This is a genomic window from Acinetobacter sp. YH12156, assembly GCF_013418235.1.
Lineage (GTDB): Bacteria > Pseudomonadota > Gammaproteobacteria > Pseudomonadales > Moraxellaceae > Acinetobacter > Acinetobacter pseudolwoffii.
Map to the genome: position 1 here is coordinate 1 of NZ_VPCL01000019.1, position 17,387 is coordinate 17,387.

The following is a 17,387-nucleotide window of genomic DNA, read 5'->3' on the forward strand; positions in this document are numbered from 1 at the left end:
CTGTTTCAAGATGGACATGATCTGACTGTCAGTAAATTTAGATGTTTTCATGCAGAATCTCCTGCTCGTATCTTAAGAGAAAATTCTACTTTTAGATCCTATTATTTTTAGGGGGGATTACCCTCAAGAAACCAATGTGGAAGTAGATACCGGTTTACAAGCTACTCTGGATTCTATTTCTCAGCAGGTTGAAAATGGTTCTGCACTGAATCTGGCAGTGAATACAGGTGATGTTGATGCAAGCGTTGATTTAGAAGCACTTGCAGGAGCAGTAAGAGAAGTACCAGATGCGATTAGTTCAATTGAAGGGACAATTGAAACTACTGCAATTGGTGCAGCGAACACAGGTAGTATCACGATTGAGCAAGGCAGCTTCAATCAGGTGATATCAGACGTATCAGATGAAACATATGACTATGATTTCAGTCAAGTCACTAGTGCAACGAATAATTCTGAAACCTTAGAAGAGTTATCCGAGGTTGCGGATAGTTCAGATCTATCGGAAGTTGTAAGTTCATCACTGTCTACCAACTATAGTGAGCAGATCAATGAAACTTTAAGCAATTATAGTGTAGCGAACATTGCCTATAATGCGGGTACCATTGATGCCTCTGTCAATGCGATTGCAGAAGGAACTCAAACTGCTATTAACAATAGCATCACAACTACCGCTATCGGTGCTGTAAATAGCGGCAGTATTACTGTGACGGTTAAATAAACTCTTGTTCAAGGTGAACAGAGGTCTAATTATTTGCAGATAGTTAGACCTCTTTATCTTATAATAAAATTGCTATAACTGGTTGTTTATTCATCGGATAGAAAAATTATTTATTTTATGACACAATCTATTTTAGAGGTTTAATCGCTTCGAATTTAAAAGTAAGCCATTCATCTAGGATCAAATCAGGAATAATGAATAACACATTAGATTGAACTAGAGTCGAGCTTCGGATATTTTTAATTTATTTCATCAGATAGACAAAATAAAAAAGAGCGCATGAGCGCTCTTTTAAAATTGATTGTCGAGCTTAGTCGCGAACAAATTCAACTGTGCCATTTGCCAAAGATTTTACGCGTGCCAGTGACTCAACACGGTAGCCTTTTTCAAGCAGCAAGTCGCGACCAGGCTGGAATGATTTTTCAATCACAATACCAATACCGACCACTTCTGCGTTTGCCTGATGAATCAGATCGGCCAGACCCAGCGCCGCCTGACCATTCGCCAGGAAGTCATCAATCACTAAAACCTTGTCGGTTGAGCTGATGTGTTTATTTGAAATCGCGATGGTGCTTTCAGTCTGTTTGGTAAATGAAAACACTTTAGAGCGGTATAAATCATCTTTCAGGGTCAAAGACTGGTATTTACGTGCAAAGATGACAGGTACACCAAGTTCTAAACCTGCCATCACTGCAGGTGCAATACCTGATGCTTCAATCGTAATAATTTTGGTGATACCAGCATCCTTAAACAGACGCGCAAATTCTTGACCAATTAATTGCATCATGACTGGGTCAATCTGGTGGTTTAAGAAAGAATCCACTTTCAAAACTTCTTCAGAGAGAACGATGCCTTCGGCCAAGATTTTCTGTTCTAGTGCATGCACGGGAGAATCCTCAAGAGCAGGTGCTTTTTCAAGCAAAAGCGTATTGTAAAAAGCACCCGGAAAAAATCAAGTGAAATTCGCCAAAATCTTAGTTGCTTGCACCTTTATAGTCAGTTAATAGCAAACCATAAGAGGTTTTCTTGTCTACATGCGAAACTTTGACTGGCAGATAGTCAAGTTTCGGTGCCAGCCAGAAGATGGTTTCACGACCCGGCTTGCTATGCTTCATCACCACCTTGATGGTATTAAAAGAACCATATTTGGTACTGACCGTTTCTGAACCTTGTCGAACAAACTTACGGCCTTCGACCTCTTTAGCATCAGCAAGATAATAATTCGATTTTAAGCCACCATTTTTTAGATCTTCACGAATTTGTAATTCCGCATTCAGTTCATCCAGAACATCGGCTCTCCAGGCAAAAGAACGCTTTTCATCATCTTTTCTGGTATTGATGGTTTTGCTGGAAGGATTAAAGTTAATACTCATGGTGTTGTTATGTACCAGGATTTTACTGCTACGACTGAAACTGCTGGAGCCAATCTTGCCGTTATTAAAGGTGAAACGGCTGGTTTCAGTTGCTGAAGCAATACCACCGGCTTTTGCAGCAAAGACGTAAGTCCAGTTATTGCCGGATTTACTCAGAGTACGGGTGGCAGAACCCATATTCTTGCCATTATAGCTAAATTGATAATTGGCTTGGAAAGGCGTCATGGCAAAAGCCTGGCTAGAAATACCAGTCAACAGTATTGCACCGCTTAGACCTGTGGTCATCGCTAAAGTCTTAAATACAGTCTTCACCATTAGTCATTTTCCTATATTGGTTAAACGGGCAAAATATCTTACTTGTTGTAGCTTTTATTCTTTAGGCAAAATATGGAAATTTAAGGGATATTTCTAGCAAAAATGTATCTTTCATGTAGTTTTTTTCAACAAAAGTTCAAAAAACGGGATTGAATAGTATTCAAGACGGATCTTTCTGTTTGATCGGGGTCACCAGGTTATCGTCCATTTCGTCTTCATCCCAATTTTCCTCTCTGTCTTGAGAAAGTTTCCTAAACAGGGCTGCCAGATTCACATTACCAATCACCACCAGTTCAGCTTCGCGAAGCACTGCATGATTCACATGAACTTTTCCTAGAGTATCAATAATCGAACGGTTTTTGCCTAACCAGCGGTTCAAGTCCAGATACAGCAAGTCATCAATGACTTTAATAACGCCAAGTTTTTCCAGAATCATGCCCAATGGATCTTTGTTCAAGATGCGTTGATAGAAGAACAGGGCAAAACGCACCCCAAGCTTATACAACAGATTTGGATATTTGGCGTCAATAAGCTGTGTATCACTGATTTGTTCGAATACAATCAGCTGGGTGGTCTTATTCAGTTCCATCTGAACCAGCTTCAAGTCTACCGACAAAGTGATATTCAGGCCTTTATAGTCTAGTGTCGCGTAGAGACGCAGCCAGTCTTCATGCAGGTCTGCGTGTAAGTCTTTCAGTGCATCGACATTGTCGGTGACAAAGCGTTGAAAAGTTGCATTTAAGAAGACTTGCGATAAAGGGAATTCACGCTCATCCTCAATAAATCCTTCCGCCCTCTGATACACTTGGCGGATTCGGTTGGAAATATTGGAAATTAGCGTTTGCATATTGAAGCATCCTAGCAACTTTATTTTTGACTCGAAGTGTATCTTGTCGAATTGTATGAAAAATACAAGTATTCAAGCTTGAAGTTTAGCAAAATAAATAGCACCATTTTTATAGTTTTAGTTATGTAACGTTGAAGATTTGATGGATTTGGCATTTTTAAAATAGAAATGCCCAATTTGTTTGTTTTTAATCTTTAAAATACTTTTTTGGGGAACTGAACTCAGGACTGAGTTTGGGTAATGTGATAAACAATGATATTAATGCCTCTGGTCAGAACCTGGTGGAAAGATCCAGTGTTTAGCAGTGCCGTGCTCACCGCAGGCATTCTGCATTTGATCGTATTGACACTGGAATTTGGTATGCCGCAAGATCGGGAGACCAGCACCAAAGAAATTGCAGTCAGCTTGCGACAAACAGATGAAAAAATTGAACACGCTGATTTTCTGGCCCAGACAGACCAGCAAGGGTCTGGCAAGTTTCGAGAAGCGCATCGGATGTCGAGTGATATGCCATCTCCTTTGTTAGAGCAGAAGGCAGGGGAAGAACAACAAGAAAGTCCGGATCTGCTGCAACAGAAACAGGAACTCAGTTTTGAAGAAAAAGTGCTGATGACCACCTTGAGCTGGCAAAAACAGGCAGAAGAAAATCAGCGTAAAAAAATGCAGGAGCAGTTACAAAGCCAGTTTCAGGCCAAAGCAGCCATGGTGGCCAGTCTGGAAGCGCAATATTTACAGCGTCAGCAAAATTTTAGTCGTCAGCAAAAAATTAAAACTGTGGATGGTATTCAATCCAAGCAGGATGTCTCCGCAGCCTATCTGGAAAAGTTCCGTCAGAAAGTAGAGTTTTATGGCAATCAGTATTATCCGGAAGCTGCCAAGCAGCAGAATCTGGCAGGTGAAGTTCGTCTGATGGTGATCCTGAATCAGAATGGCGGGATTCGTGCCATCCGATTAATTGACAGTTCAGGACATGCCATGCTGGATGAGGCTGCGAAATCTTCTGTACGTAAAGCGGCGCCATTTGGTGCGTTTGATGCCAAAATGAAGGAAATTTCTGAATTGCGGATTATCCGAACCTGGCGTTTTGATCCGGCTGAAGCAGAGTTTGAAGTACGTTAATTCATTCTAGTTCTCTCTCCCTTTGGGAGAGAGTTAGAGAGGGGTTTTAACAGGTATTAGAACCTCTCCCTTGCGAACTCAGAATATATTCTGAGGATTCTCATCTCCTAGAGGAAAAGCGAATATAAAGCATTAAAAAAGCGAGCCTCAGCTCGCTTCCTTCATTTTCTTTTAAATCTTAATCTCGTTCCAGATAAGGATTTTCAAAACCCAGCTTGGCCAGAATTTCAATTTCAATGCCTTCCATTTCTTCCGCATCTTCATCTGATGTTTCATGATCATAACCCATTAAATGCAAGGTGCCATGCACCAGCATATGGGTGAAATGCGTCAACGGCGCTTTTTGCTGCTCAAGCGCTTCAGCAAGTACCACAGGAATACAGATCACCAGATCGCCAATGGGAAAGGCATCCAGAAATTGCGCCATTTCATCTGGAAGATCGCTCGGAAAAGACAGGACATTGGTCGATTTGTCTTTGCCGCGATATTCCAGATTCAGTTTATGACTTTCATCATGATCGACACAGGCAATTCCGATTTCGCAATTACTTTGCGTACCGATATGACCTAAAGTGGTTTCGACTACTTTTTTAATAGAGGCACGTTTTAGTACCAGTTCAGGTGACTGAAAATCCTGCTGTAAGGAAAGACTAAGTTTCAACACAAATCCTTAAATTGAAAGCTTAATGCTGTGCATCTGCGGCAGCATTATTTTCAGCGATCAAGGCGTCCTGACGTGCTTTACGTTCGGCACGTGCTTCTGCACTTAAACGCTGCTGATCACTGTCCCAGCCTTCATAGGCTTCAACAATTTTCTGTACCAGTTGATGACGAACCACATCACGCGAATGAAAACGGGTGATATGAATTTCAGGGATTTTATCAATCACACGCAGGGCATGTGAAAGACCAGACTGTTGGCCGCGCGGTAAATCCACCTGCGTCACGTCACCAGTAATGACCGCTCGTGAACCAAAACCTAAACGGGTCAGGAACATTTTCATCTGTTCTGGGGTGGTGTTCTGTGCCTCATCCAGAATGACGAAAGAATGATTCAAGGTACGGCCACGCATATAAGCGAGTGGCGCCACCTCAATCACTTGACGTTCAATCAGCTTGGCCACTTTTTCAAAGCCGAGCATTTCATACAAAGCATCATACAATGGACGCAAATAAGGATCGATTTTCTGGCTTAAATCCCCTGGCAAGAAACCCAGTTTTTCACCGGCTTCGACCGCAGGACGCACCAGTAGAATGCGCTGGATTTCATTGCGTTCCAGCATGTCCACAGCAGCAGCGACAGCCAGATAGGTTTTACCGGTTCCGGCAGGACCTATACCAAAAGAAATATCACTTTGCAGAATACGCTGTACATAACGTTTCTGGTTGGCACCACGCGGATTGATCCGGCCTTTACGGGTTTGTAACCAGACATTGTCCAGGCCGGTATGTTCTTGGTCTTCTAGATCTTGCTGGAGTTCACGGTCAGTCTGACTGCCCTGAATTATTAGGTGCAGGGTATCTGCGCTGATCTGCTGGCTCTGTTCAGATTCTTCGTGTAGACGTTGCAAGAGCATTTCGGCTCTTTCAACGGCATCGATTCCACCATCCACAATAAAACTCTCTCCGCGATGGGAGATTTTGACATCTAAACGTTGTTCAATTTGCTTCAAATGACCGTTATAAGCACCTAACATCGCTTGGATACGGTCCATTGAAATCCCAGGAAAAGCTACTGTACGTCGAATCGCTGCAGTCAAAGAGTATTCCTTATGAAGTGTACGTTATATGCTCTACATTACGCCACGTCAGGCTCAAGATTCAAGAGTTCACCATAAACTAAATTCAAAGTTTTAATTTCGGTCACTTCGATCTCGGCAAAGCGACCTACCCAGGCAGGATCACCAATAAAGTTGACATAACGGGTGTTGTCCGCCGTACCCACCAGAATATTCGGATCTTTATCAGAAACTTTTTCGATGAGTACACGCTGGATGGTCCCGAACATGGCATCCGTTTTGTCAATACTCGAGCGTTTAATCCATTGCTGAACTTTGGCCAGACGTTCTTTTTTGACATCTTCCGGAATGGTATCTTCCAGTTCTGCCGCAGGCGTACCCGGACGTTTTGAATAGATAAAACTATAAGAATGATCGAAATCCAGATCTTTAATAAATTGATAGGTCTCTGCAAAGTTCTCATCAGTTTCACCCGGGAAGCCAATGATAAAGTCTGAAGATAAATGCATATCGGGACGAACTGAGCGTAACTTTTTAATTTTCTCGATATAGACATCGATGGTATGGTTACGTTTCATGGCCTGAAGCACATCATTCGAGCCACTTTGTACCGGCAAATGCAGATGCGAAACCATTTGTGGCAGGTCGCGATAACACTGGATCAGGTCATCATTAAATTCGAGTGGATGCGAAGTGGTATAACGAATCCGGCCAATGCCCGGAATATCCGCGACTAAACGCAACAGATCGGCAAAAGTACAGATATTGCCTTCAAAGGTTTCACCACGATAGCCATTGACGTTTTGACCCAGCAGGGAAATTTCACGCACGCCTTTTTCTGCCAGACCCGCAATTTCAGCCAATACATCATCCAGTGGGCGAGACACTTCTTCACCACGGGTATAAGGCACCACGCAGAACGAACAATATTTTGAACAGCCTTCCATGATCGAAACAAAGGCTTTATAGCCCTCAACACGCGGTTCAGGCAGAAAGTCGAATTTTTCGATATCCGGGAAGGAGATATCTACCAGTTTGATTTTTTCTTTTTTCGGTTTTTCGATCTGGTCAAAATGCTGATCCAGCATTTGTGGCAAGCGGTGCAGGGTTTGCGGGCCAAAAATCATGTCGACATAATTGGCACGTTTCTGGATGTTGTCGCCTTCCTGAGACGCCACACAGCCGCCAACCCCGATAATCAGATCCGGATTCTTGTCTTTCAGTTTGCGCCAGCGACCCAGCTCGGAAAACACTTTTTCTTGGGCTTTTTCACGGATCGAGCAGGTATTCATCAGCAGAATATCGGCATCTTTAGGATCGTTGGTCAGCACATAGCCATGAGAATCGCCTAACAGGTCTGCCATACGGTGACTGTCGTACTCATTCATCTGACACCCTTGCGTTTCGATATACAGTTTTTTTACTGCAATCTCATGGACAGGGGTGTGCGCTGGCTGGGTAACAGTGTTTTCTGAGGCAGCTGGGGCACCATTCGGAATGAAGGTTTGAACCGTCATGTAGGCTCCTACAAGGTAATACGTTGAAAGAGTGAACGAACAGCCTGATTGACGCATCAAACAGGTGAATAACAATTCAATTCACGGACTGAAATATGGGAAGGCGCATATTTTAGCAGGAAAGTCGCTTAAACTTATAGCTTAAATTAAACGTGGAAAAATATTGATTTATGGGTAAAAATTGTCTGTAGATTAATATTGCTTAATCATAAGGTTACATAACTGAACAATACAGTTGCTTATAATATTTCAACAAAGCTCTTATGATAAGCAACATAGGCTAGGCACAGAATCGATGAGAGAAGGCAAAGGGATGTTGAAACACACTGAAAATATGTATAAATATTATAAATTAATTACGTTAAGTGTGGCGTGTATCTGTTCAGCAAGTACATATGCAGCTGAAGAGCAATTTAACGATGCCTTACGTGCGGCCAATGCAGGTAATACTGAATTATTACAACAATATCGCCTGTCCATGCAGAATGATGCTTTAGGCTATTATCCGGAATACTGGATTTTAAACCAGAATCTTGCCTTGCAACCTGCCAGCCAAATTGTCAGTTTTGCTCAGCGCTACCCGCAATCTGCGATGGCTGAAAAGCTGGCAGCGGACTATGTCGAAGAAAAAGTCAAAATGGCAGATTTCACCACGGCTCAACCGGTATTGCCTTATGTGACCAATGCTGATCCAGCTGAAGCCTGTGCCGTAGCACAAGTTCGTGCCAAAGCCGGTGATGAGCTGGTTTATGCCGAGTTTAAAGAGGTCTGGCTAACCACCAATAGCCAACCGGATTCTTGTACTGGACTTGGTCGAATGATGCTTTCTAGCCCTTTAATGACGGCAGAAGACCGCCAACAGCGACTTTGGGTACAATTGCGTGCCGGTCAGTCAGGTCAGGCTATTGCCACTGCGCAAGGAATCGGTCTGAATCTGTCTTTAGCACAACTCAATTCGATTCAGGCCAATCCAACCAATTATTTATGGTCTGCACCGAAAAACAGTGCGGCAGAACATGCTTATCTGATTTATGCACTGGGACGTCTGGCAGATAGTGATCTGGACTCGGCGTTATCCATTGTGAAACGGACTGCTGAAGGCACACCGGTACAAGTACAACGTGCCTTATACCGAGCTGTGGGGTATGTCGGTGGAACCACAGTCATGAAGAACAACTTTAACCGGGAAGTGTTAAATGCCTTTGATGCCAGTTATGGTCTGCCATTTAGTCCGGAAGAAGCTGAGATTTATGCGCGTCAGGCCATCCGTTTTAGTGCGTGGGAAAGCCTAATCCGTGCGATTGATGCCATGAGCGTCAATCAGAAACAGGAAGATCGCTGGCAATATTGGCTGGCCCGTGCCAGTGAGCAGCGTGCAGATCGTAGTTCAAAGAAAACTGCAGAGAGTATTTATCGTACATTGGCCGCCGGGGATGATTATCACAATCTTCTGGCACGCGACAAGTTGGGACAGCTGACTGCGAGCACACCCAATCCAATTCAGCCATCGAATCAGGCCATGCAACGTTTGAATCAGGATATTCATTTCCGTCGTGCGTTCACGCTACGCAATATCAGTGCACCGAATAACTACATTAACCGTGAATGGAACTGGGCAGTGCGTCAGGCCTATCTGAAGAAAGATGATGAGCTGTTGCTGGCCGCAGCAAAGCGTGCCATGGACATGGGCTGGCATGATCGGGCCATTTATGCAGCTGACCGTACCGTGAACAAACATAACTACAATTACCGTTATCCAATGCCGCACCAGAACTACGTGGTCAGTCATAGCCGCAATGCCGGGATCGATCCGGCTTGGGCTTATGGCTTGATGCGTCAGGAAAGCCGTTTCAATACCGTGGCACGTTCACATGTGGGTGCCGGTGGCCTGATGCAAATCATGCCAGATACCGCCAAGCTGGTGGCACGTCAAATGGGTGAGGCTTATAATCCGGCAGCTCTCACCGATATGAATACCAATATTCGTTACGGCACCTTTTATTTATCGACCATTCAGCGTCAGCTCAGCAACAGCCCAGTCTTGGCAACCGCAGGCTATAATGCCGGACCAAACCGTGCCCGCCGTTGGCAGCCGGAATTTCAGGGCATGGCAGCAGATCAATATACTGAAAGTATTCCTTTACTTGAAACTCGGGATTATGTGAAACATGTCATGACCAATGCCACACATTACGGTCTCTTGTTAGGACAGGGTGCACAGTCCGTGGGTAAGCGTATGCAACTGATACCATTACGTAATACACAATAAAATTAAAATTATTGGGGATGGTGATTTATTCATGAAAATAATGAAGGATCGTCGAGTTTGGGGGAAATGGGCAGCGCTTGTATTTTTGGGCAGCAGTCCGGCAGCATTCGCCATGCCGACAGACTATGTTATGGATGTAGAAATGGTGCCGGCTTTGTGTAGCCTGTACCCTGAATATGCAAAGAAACGAAAATGTCTGGAAGGCTATTCCTTGAATATTTCCGGCTTATATCCTCAGGCTACGTCAGAAAACTGTACCACCAATAGCTCTGCGAAACTTTCACCGCTTCAGTCCAAGGTGGTGGCCAGAATCATGCCGGATGAAAATACCCGGACCATTTTGTGGCGCAACATCGGCGGTTGCGTTCCGATGAATGCCAGCCAATATTTCCGGACGATTATCAATTATGCAGACCGGCTTAAAGTGCCGGCAGAGCTGACTGAACAGGAAAATATCACCATATCAGTCGATGCGCTGCGTGTGAAATTTGTGAGAATTAATCCGCAATTACCCGCCAATGCTTTGAGATTTAATTGCCAGCTTACTCAAGCTAGCAGCGTGTTGACCTCGATCAAAGTCTGTTATCACAAAAATGGCAATTATAAATCCTGTCCTGCCAACATTATTAATACATGCCCAAAAACTGTCACAATAAAAGGAACATACTGAGCTTTTTTGCCGGTTTAATTTATATTTCCTATCAGACTTTAGATGAAATCCGTCCTCTTTTATATGCATCCGGCAAAGGATTGGAGTACAATCTTTCGCGTTTACGATTATTAGATTAAATACTAACTATTTAATCGCGTTGAATATCCTCAATTGGAGATAATTAGATGAAGCAAGCAGTTCGTGTTGCCGTTACTGGCGCTGCAGGTCAAATTGGTTACAGCCTATTATTCCGTATCGCAAGCGGCGAAATGCTAGGTAAAGATCAACCAGTGATTTTGCAATTGCTCGAAGTTCCTTTTGAGAAAGCTCAGCAAGCGCTAAAAGGCGTAATGATGGAGCTTCAAGATTGTGCATTCCCGCTACTAGAAGACATGATCGGTACTGATGATCCTAAAGTTGCATTCAAAGATGCTGACTACGCGTTATTAGTTGGTTCACGTCCACGTGGTCCAGGTATGGAACGTGCTGATCTGCTTAAAGTGAACGGCGAAATCTTTATCGGTCAAGGCCAGGCACTTAACGAAGTTGCGAGCCGTGACGTTAAAGTTCTTGTTGTAGGTAACCCTGCGAACACGAATGCTTACATCGCGATGAAATCTGCTTCAGATCTTCCAGCGAAAAACTTCACTGCAATGTTACGTCTTGACCACAACCGTGCTGCATCTCAAATTGCTGCTAAAACCGGTAAAGCGGTTAAAGACATCAAAAATCTTACAGTTTGGGGCAACCACTCTCCAACCATGTATGCTGACTACCGTTTCGCTACAATTAATGGCGAAAGCGTTAAAGACATGATTAACGACCAAGATTGGAATGCAAATACATTCCTTCCGACTGTTGGTAAGCGTGGCGCTGCCATCATTGAAGCGCGTGGTTTGTCTTCTGCTGCTTCTGCTGCAAACGCTGCAATCGATCATATGCGCGATTGGGCTCTTGGCACAAATGGCGAATGGGTAACCATGGGTATTCCTTCTGACGGTTCTTACGGTATTCCTGAAGGCGTTATGTTCGGTTTCCCTGTAACGACTGAGAACGGTGAATACAAAATCGTTCAAGGTTTAGAAATCGACGAGTTCAGCCGTGAGCGTATCAATGTTACATTGAACGAACTTGAAGAAGAGCGCGCAGCGATTGCTGACATGCTTAAATAATTTGATCGTTTAGATTAAGTTGAAAGAGCACTCCATTCGGGGTGCTTTTTTTATCTCTCTATTTTTTGATGAACAAAAAATAACATGCTGTGATGCAGCAGCAACTGAATCTTGCTTAGGCTTGGACTAAGCTAAAAAACATAAATAATCCAATAAAAGGCGAGGTGAAGAAGATGTTTGATCAACACCCAACGTTAGAAATGTTTTTTCAGCAACTTGGATTGGACTCGAGTCCCGAGGCGATTGATGAGTTTATCAAGACCCATCAAATTGGCATGGACGTGCCTTTGCACAAGGCGCCGTTCTGGTCGAAATCCCAGCATGATTTCCTGATTGGTCAGTGGAAAAAAGATGATGAATGGGCAATTTTAGTTGATGTCCTGAATGAACAATTACATAGCGAAGCCCAAGGTTCTGGGTCATGTGATTTATAAATGAGTATTTAAGGATTTATGCCAGTTCTTATTTTAGGGATGGTAAAGGTCTTATTTTTAGTTTAGAGCATATAACAGGAGCAAGTAGATCATGTTCGAACAACAGCCAACTTTAGAATTATTATTTGAACAATTGGGTTTGCCTTCTGATGAAGCCGCAATTAATGAATTCACCCATACCCATCAGTTGCCATCTGAAGTCGCTTTACCGGATGCCGAATTCTGGAGTGAGGGCCAAAGTGCATTCTTACGCGAGCACTGGCATCAAGATGATGAATGGATTGTGATTATTGATAAACTGAACCAGCTGTTACATGTCGAAAGTGACAAGCAAGGTGTTTAAATTATAGTCTACAAAAAGAAACAACAAACCTAGTCAAATGACTAGGTTTTTTTTGTCTTATCTTATAAGTTAGATCTATAAATAATTACAATTTATCTGATATAAGGAGGGCGACATGCTCATGAAGAACCAACCATCCTTAGAAATGTTATTTTCTCAACTCGGTCTGGCCAATAGCGCTGCTGCCATTGAGTTGTATATCCGGACTCATCAACTTCCAGCAGGCCTGTCCTTGCATGAGGCACCATTCTGGAATAAATCCCAGCGTTCATTATTGATTAGTCATCTGGTACAGGATGATGATTGGGCAATCTGGGTGGATGAGCTGAACCAGCAATTACACATGGATGCCTACAGACGTCAGCCTGCTTAACTGTGTTATATCTTGGTATTACTTAAAAAATGAAAGTGATGCTCAAAAGAAAACGCCTTAAATGAGGCGTTTTTTTGACGCTGTTAAGCTTAATGCATTTTACTTTTTAATATTTTGATAAACCATTCCTGCTGACGATAATCACTAAAGGCATGATGCTGCTGCAACAATTCCAGTTCACATTCAGCCGTTTTGGTGTATTTACCTAACCAGTGACGTGTCAGGGCCGGCTCATTTTTACTGGCACTGGCATAAGCCAGAAAGAAATAAATATCGCCATGTTCATAACTGGCCATCGGCTTAAGAATTTGCTGGGTAATCAGGGCAAAATGCTGCTCTTTGGTCAGTTCAAAAAACATCATATAAGCCTTGGCCAGATGCAAGGATAAATTGATATACATGCGCAGCGGCATTTCTTCAAATTCCACCCGGCCTTGTTCAAGTAAGACAATCGCTTCTTGCAGGAAATGTCGCTGTTCCTGACGCAGCTCACTTAAAGTCACCAGCTGTAAACGAAGATCAGCACGTTCAAGCGTTAATTCTGGCGTATTGCCTTTTAAGTACAATTGGTCAGTTTCACCCAGTCGCTCAATAATCTGCTTGGTTGTTAATCGCATCAACGCAATCCTCATTTCTCAATAATGCCTATATGAGGTTAAAAAAATAAATTTAAAGCATGAGCGAGCATTAGACTAAGGCTGTATCGCTTCTTAACCAGGCCGTAATGGATAGACGTTGCTGTTTGGAAATTAAAACTTCATGTAACAAATCACTCTGGAACAGTACAATCCGGTTCGGCTGTGGCTGAATAATATGCCACTGGCCATTTTTATCTTGCAGACGCAATTCACCCCCCCAATCTACCTGCCATTGTTCATGCAGATAATACACACTGGAAATCATTCGGCCATTTTTAGCGTGAGGATTGTCACGATGCAGCGCATAAAACTCGCCAGCGTGATAGCAGGCAAAATGTGCTTCGATTTCTTTAATGCCTAAATAAAACGCGCGGTTTAAAGCTTGAGAAAACTGTTGCAGGGTTTGGGTGTGTAGGTGGGAAATTTGAAATTCAGGTCGTAACCAAAGAATATGATCACTACGGATGTTGCTGACGACGCCATTTTGAATGGCTGCATTACGAAATTCGTTTAAGTGGCTTAAGCATTCCTGACTTACCGCATGTTGATATTCACTAGAATAAGCATCGTCAACAATACTAAAGCCATGTTGATCTAAATCATCTAAGATTTGATCAACATTCCAATCCCCTGGGATGATAACAGCTTCCATTTTTTTCAATTCTCGATAGTGTGGCAAAACAGGTTCGCTATTTTAGTGTAAGAATCGTGCCTGAACGAAACTATTTTTCATGTTAAAATAGCTGTTGATATTAGGAATTAATGAAACATGAATTACCGTCACTCTTACCACGCAGGCAACTTTGCCGATGTCATGAAGCACGTTTTATTGCTTCAGTTGTTGACTCGACTGAATGCAAAAGACAAACCTTATCGCTATGTAGATACACATGGTGGTGCGGGTAAATATGATTTATCGACTGCTGAAGCGCAAAAATCAGGTGAGTTCTTAAACGGTATTCATCGTCTTGTTAAACTGGATGATTCGATCAAGCGTAACGCACCTGAAGGCGTACAACAATATTTGAAAGTTGTTGAGAAAATGCGTGAAAACTTTGGTAAGGGTGCTTATCCCGGTTCACCTTGGTTTGCTCTGGAAGGCATGCGCGAGATTGATAAAGCGACCATTTTTGAAATGCAACGTGATGTGTTTCAGCAGCTTCGTCATAATATTTTTGACAAGCGTGCCGGTTTGCATGAGCGTGATGCTTATGAAGGTCTTTTGGGGGTGATTCCGCCGAAAGAAAAACGTGGTCTGGTGATGATCGATCCACCTTATGAGCTTGAGCGTAAAGATTTTCCACAATTGGTAGAATTACTGGTTGCCGCTTATAAGAAATGGCCGACAGGTGTATTTGCTGTTTGGTATCCAATTAAAGACCGTGCCATGATTGAACGCTTCGAGAAAAAAATGTTCAAGACCGGCATCCGCCGTCAACTGGTGTGTGAAGTCTGTGTATGGCCGGATGACACCCCGGTCGGCTTGAATGGTTGTGGTTTGCTGGTGATTAATCCGCCTTGGAAATTCTCTGAAGATGCAGATGAAGCACTACAATGGTTATTCCCACATCTTCGCATGAGTGAAAATGGTGGTCACGCTGCAGTTCGCTGGTTAGTCGGCGAATAATTTTTTCAAAGCACAGGTCATAGCTAGGATCGACAAGAATGACAAATATAAGCAAACCGGAACGCGACTCTTCAAAAGACTTGCCTTTTGATGGCATCACCTTTGAGGTGGAAGAAGAGGAACATACCCAGGAAGGGCAGAAAGTTAAGCGTCGAGGCATCTATCTATGGCCGAACCTGATTACAACCGCTGCGTTGTTAGCGGGTTTCTACTCGATTATTGCCAGCATGAATGGCAATTTCCAGCAAGCGATCTATGCAATTTTTATTGCGGCTTTGCTGGATGGTTTAGATGGGCGTGTGGCGCGTGCGATTGGTGCGCAAAGTCCGTTTGGTGAACAGTTTGATTCGCTTTCCGATATGCTGGCTTTTGGTGTGGCTCCCGCGATCTTGATGTATAGCTGGGGTTTGAGTGATTTAGGTCGGATTGGTTTGGCCGCCTGTTTTGTCTATACCGCCTGTGCTGCTTTTCGTCTGGCCCGCTTTAACGTACAGATTGGCGTGGTAGACAAGCGTTATTTTATTGGTGTGGCCAGTCCATTGGCAGCTCTCATGATTGTTTCGCTGGTCTGGGTCGGTTTAGATTTTCCTGAAATTTTCGATATTCGTGAAGCATCCATTCAGATCATTAACGCCGTTGTCATTATTGCGGTGGGCTTGTTGATGATTTCTAATATCAAATATTATTCATTTAAGACTGTAGAGCGTAAACGCGTTCCGTTTTTTGTATTACCAATTGCCGTATTTGTCTTTGCTGCGATGACTTATAATATTCCTGTCGGCATTCTGGTAATTTCTATTCTCTATGCCTTATCTGGTTTTGTGACCACCTTTATGGCAAAAAGATCGAGTAGATTATAAAAATATAAGGAGTCTGAGATGCGGTTTCTTCAAGATTTTTTAGATCGTTCGAAACAGCTGAATCAGACTCCAACTGTTTCGCATTATCCTGCCTATCATGGCCCCAACTCAAAATATAAGATTATTCATCAAGGTTTGATGATTCCTGGACTTCCGGCGCCGCTGCACTATCTAAATTTTCTCAGCATTATCGGGCAGCCGAATGCACCGATGCTGGCCAATCCCAGTGCAATTCAAACCAACGCACTGGATACCGCTACGGTGATTTGCAGCACGAGTTCGCATATGGTCGGCCAACTGCATCGTTATTCAGTACAGCAGGACTGTAACTTTGATGCTGGCTTATTTCAGTTTTTAGATCGGGAGCAACTGAGTGGGCCTTTCCTCATTTTCGTTTGCAGCGTTTTGACTCGGAACTCAGTTTCGATTTAAGCATTCATACCACTCAGCTCATTTCCCACTTTAGCCAGGTGAGGTTTTCACTTGCCGAGCACTGGTCTTTGCTGTGCTATTGCCAGGGCACATTAAAATATAAACAACAGACATATAATATTGATAGCCTCGGAAGTTTTGAATATGCACGAAGTTTCAATTTCCCTTATCTGCCTTTGGCCTTCCTGACTTATCAAATTATTAACCTGAGTGAAAACCGGCAGCTACTGTTGGCGCAAATTCGGGATGGAGTGAATAGTATTGTTCAGTCTCGGATGTATTTGCGTGATTTAAACAAGATGCAGACTCAGATGTTTGACCAAAAAGTGTATTTTAAAGTTCATCGTGTCTATCCGCGCGTCACCACGCCGAATGGGCAAAATATGTATTTGCCACGTGAATTTGAATGGTGTTACGAAGCTAAAGATGGTACCTGTATTTGGGTACAAGGGCAAAGTCGCGGTGATTTCAAATTTGGTTTGGCCGCGGGCTATGTTGGAAGTTTTAGTTATCAGGTCAAAATAAATGAAGAGAACGAAAATGGGGAAGGTGGCTACTGTGAATACATTGATTGCCGTCCTTTACGCTTTCAAGAACAAGATAAAACCGACAAACTTTTAACTCATTTATCAAATTCTGTACCTTTAATGCTCAAAAAATAGAAAAACCTGCATTTTTTGTAGAATAAATAAACAGTCGTTGGGTTTTTGCTGAATTATTTAAAAATAAGGGTTGTGTTGAGTGTGAAATCCTGTAGAATGCACATCCATCGGCAGTGATGAAGATTAAAACTTCTGATAAAACAGTAACTTAGCACGAAGTGTTAAGATTGGGTTTTGTTGGTTAAGTTTAAATTAATTTGAATTACGGATTGACACTTTAGAAATTCAGTGTAATATAGCCGACCTAGCTTGCTGGTGACGAATCAGCAAGAAGATCATTAAGAGCTTATGAAGAAC

At 43.0% G+C, this 17,387-nt stretch carries 17 protein-coding genes and 2 pseudogenes; 11 read left to right on the plus strand and 8 right to left on the minus strand.

The features are described from left to right. Window positions 1-130: 130 nt before the first annotated feature. A pseudogene (locus FTU87_RS14305) lies at window positions 131-718 on the plus strand (hypothetical protein); the annotation flags it as partial. Window positions 719-1,028: 310 nt separating this feature from the next. Here the strand turns inward: FTU87_RS14305 and FTU87_RS14310 are convergent. The 3 genes from FTU87_RS14310 to FTU87_RS14320 all read right to left on the minus strand — a co-directional run bounded on the left by FTU87_RS14310 (window position 1,029) and on the right by FTU87_RS14320 (window position 3,253). After that, on the minus strand, window positions 1,029-1,604 hold the full coding sequence (locus tag FTU87_RS14310) for a xanthine phosphoribosyltransferase (protein ID WP_005094083.1): 576 nt from the start codon (window positions 1,602-1,604) through the stop codon (window positions 1,029-1,031). A gap of 88 nt (window positions 1,605-1,692) precedes the next feature. Continuing rightward, window positions 1,693-2,376, minus strand: coding sequence for a DUF3108 domain-containing protein (locus tag FTU87_RS14315; protein ID WP_370982144.1), 684 nt, complete (start codon window positions 2,374-2,376; stop codon window positions 1,693-1,695). Between the two features lie 190 nt (window positions 2,377-2,566). Then, window positions 2,567-3,253, minus strand: coding sequence for a hypothetical protein (locus FTU87_RS14320; protein ID WP_005094079.1), 687 nt, complete (start codon window positions 3,251-3,253; stop codon window positions 2,567-2,569). 261 nt (window positions 3,254-3,514) lie between these two features. On the opposite strand from FTU87_RS14320, the gene FTU87_RS14325 reads away from it, so the two are divergent. Beyond that, entirely contained in the window at window positions 3,515-4,372 is an 858-nt protein-coding gene (locus tag FTU87_RS14325; protein ID WP_005094077.1) for an energy transducer TonB, read from the plus strand. A gap of 178 nt (window positions 4,373-4,550) precedes the next feature. On the opposite strand, the gene ybeY is transcribed toward FTU87_RS14325, so the two are convergent. Genes ybeY through miaB form a run of 3 tightly spaced genes read right to left on the minus strand, consistent with a single transcriptional unit; the run spans window position 4,551 to window position 7,628 of the window. Further along, complete coding sequence (gene ybeY, locus FTU87_RS14330) at window positions 4,551-5,033, minus strand: rRNA maturation RNase YbeY (protein WP_005094076.1); 483 nt, start codon at window positions 5,031-5,033, stop codon at window positions 4,551-4,553. A gap of 22 nt (window positions 5,034-5,055) precedes the next feature. Beyond that, window positions 5,056-6,132 (minus strand): PhoH family protein, encoded by a 1,077-nt coding sequence (locus FTU87_RS14335; protein WP_180097702.1) that lies wholly within the window; start codon window positions 6,130-6,132, stop codon window positions 5,056-5,058. 38 nt (window positions 6,133-6,170) lie between these two features. Beyond that, window positions 6,171-7,628 (minus strand): tRNA (N6-isopentenyl adenosine(37)-C2)-methylthiotransferase MiaB, encoded by a 1,458-nt coding sequence (gene miaB / locus FTU87_RS14340; protein ID WP_180097705.1) that lies wholly within the window; start codon window positions 7,626-7,628, stop codon window positions 6,171-6,173. A 334-nt stretch (window positions 7,629-7,962) separates the two neighbouring features. On the opposite strand from miaB, the gene FTU87_RS14345 reads away from it, so the two are divergent. From FTU87_RS14345 to FTU87_RS14370, 6 genes are all read left to right on the plus strand, one after another. After that, window positions 7,963-9,897: a lytic transglycosylase domain-containing protein gene (locus tag FTU87_RS14345; protein WP_171294234.1), complete on the plus strand. Its 1,935-nt coding sequence runs from the start codon at window positions 7,963-7,965 to the stop codon at window positions 9,895-9,897. 31 nt (window positions 9,898-9,928) lie between these two features. Beyond that, window positions 9,929-10,567: a hypothetical protein gene (locus FTU87_RS14350; RefSeq protein WP_005168674.1), complete on the plus strand. Its 639-nt coding sequence runs from the start codon at window positions 9,929-9,931 to the stop codon at window positions 10,565-10,567. Between the two features lie 167 nt (window positions 10,568-10,734). Continuing rightward, window positions 10,735-11,721 carry a malate dehydrogenase gene (locus tag FTU87_RS14355; protein WP_005094055.1) on the plus strand — a complete coding sequence of 329 codons (987 nt, stop codon included), beginning with the start codon at window positions 10,735-10,737 and terminating at the stop codon, window positions 11,719-11,721. 173 nt (window positions 11,722-11,894) lie between these two features. Next, window positions 11,895-12,155, plus strand: coding sequence for a DUF2789 family protein (locus FTU87_RS14360; protein WP_005094053.1), 261 nt, complete (start codon window positions 11,895-11,897; stop codon window positions 12,153-12,155). An 88-nt stretch (window positions 12,156-12,243) separates the two neighbouring features. Further along, window positions 12,244-12,498, plus strand: coding sequence for a DUF2789 family protein (locus FTU87_RS14365; protein ID WP_034608346.1), 255 nt, complete (start codon window positions 12,244-12,246; stop codon window positions 12,496-12,498). A 115-nt stretch (window positions 12,499-12,613) separates the two neighbouring features. Further along, window positions 12,614-12,871 carry a DUF2789 family protein gene (locus tag FTU87_RS14370; RefSeq protein WP_005094049.1) on the plus strand — a complete coding sequence of 86 codons (258 nt, stop codon included), beginning with the start codon at window positions 12,614-12,616 and terminating at the stop codon, window positions 12,869-12,871. Window positions 12,872-12,960: 89 nt separating this feature from the next. Here the strand turns inward: FTU87_RS14370 and FTU87_RS14375 are convergent, their stop codons facing one another. Continuing rightward, window positions 12,961-13,488, minus strand: a complete 528-nt coding sequence (locus tag FTU87_RS14375) for a hypothetical protein (RefSeq protein WP_005094048.1) — start codon at window positions 13,486-13,488, stop codon at window positions 12,961-12,963. A 70-nt stretch (window positions 13,489-13,558) separates the two neighbouring features. Then, window positions 13,559-14,161 carry a 2OG-Fe(II) oxygenase gene (locus FTU87_RS14380; RefSeq protein ID WP_180097707.1) on the minus strand — a complete coding sequence of 201 codons (603 nt, stop codon included), beginning with the start codon at window positions 14,159-14,161 and terminating at the stop codon, window positions 13,559-13,561. A gap of 117 nt (window positions 14,162-14,278) precedes the next feature. On the opposite strand from FTU87_RS14380, the gene FTU87_RS14385 reads away from it, so the two are divergent. From FTU87_RS14385 to FTU87_RS14395, 3 genes and pseudogenes are all read left to right on the plus strand, one after another. Continuing rightward, window positions 14,279-15,136: a 23S rRNA (adenine(2030)-N(6))-methyltransferase RlmJ gene (locus tag FTU87_RS14385; RefSeq protein WP_005094045.1), complete on the plus strand. Its 858-nt coding sequence runs from the start codon at window positions 14,279-14,281 to the stop codon at window positions 15,134-15,136. A gap of 38 nt (window positions 15,137-15,174) precedes the next feature. Then, complete coding sequence (gene pssA / locus FTU87_RS14390; protein WP_005094042.1) at window positions 15,175-15,996, plus strand: CDP-diacylglycerol--serine O-phosphatidyltransferase; 822 nt, start codon at window positions 15,175-15,177, stop codon at window positions 15,994-15,996. Between the two features lie 18 nt (window positions 15,997-16,014). Then, window positions 16,015-17,090 (plus strand): annotated as a pseudogene (locus FTU87_RS14395) (DUF6670 family protein). The last annotated feature ends 297 nt before the right edge of the window (window positions 17,091-17,387 follow it).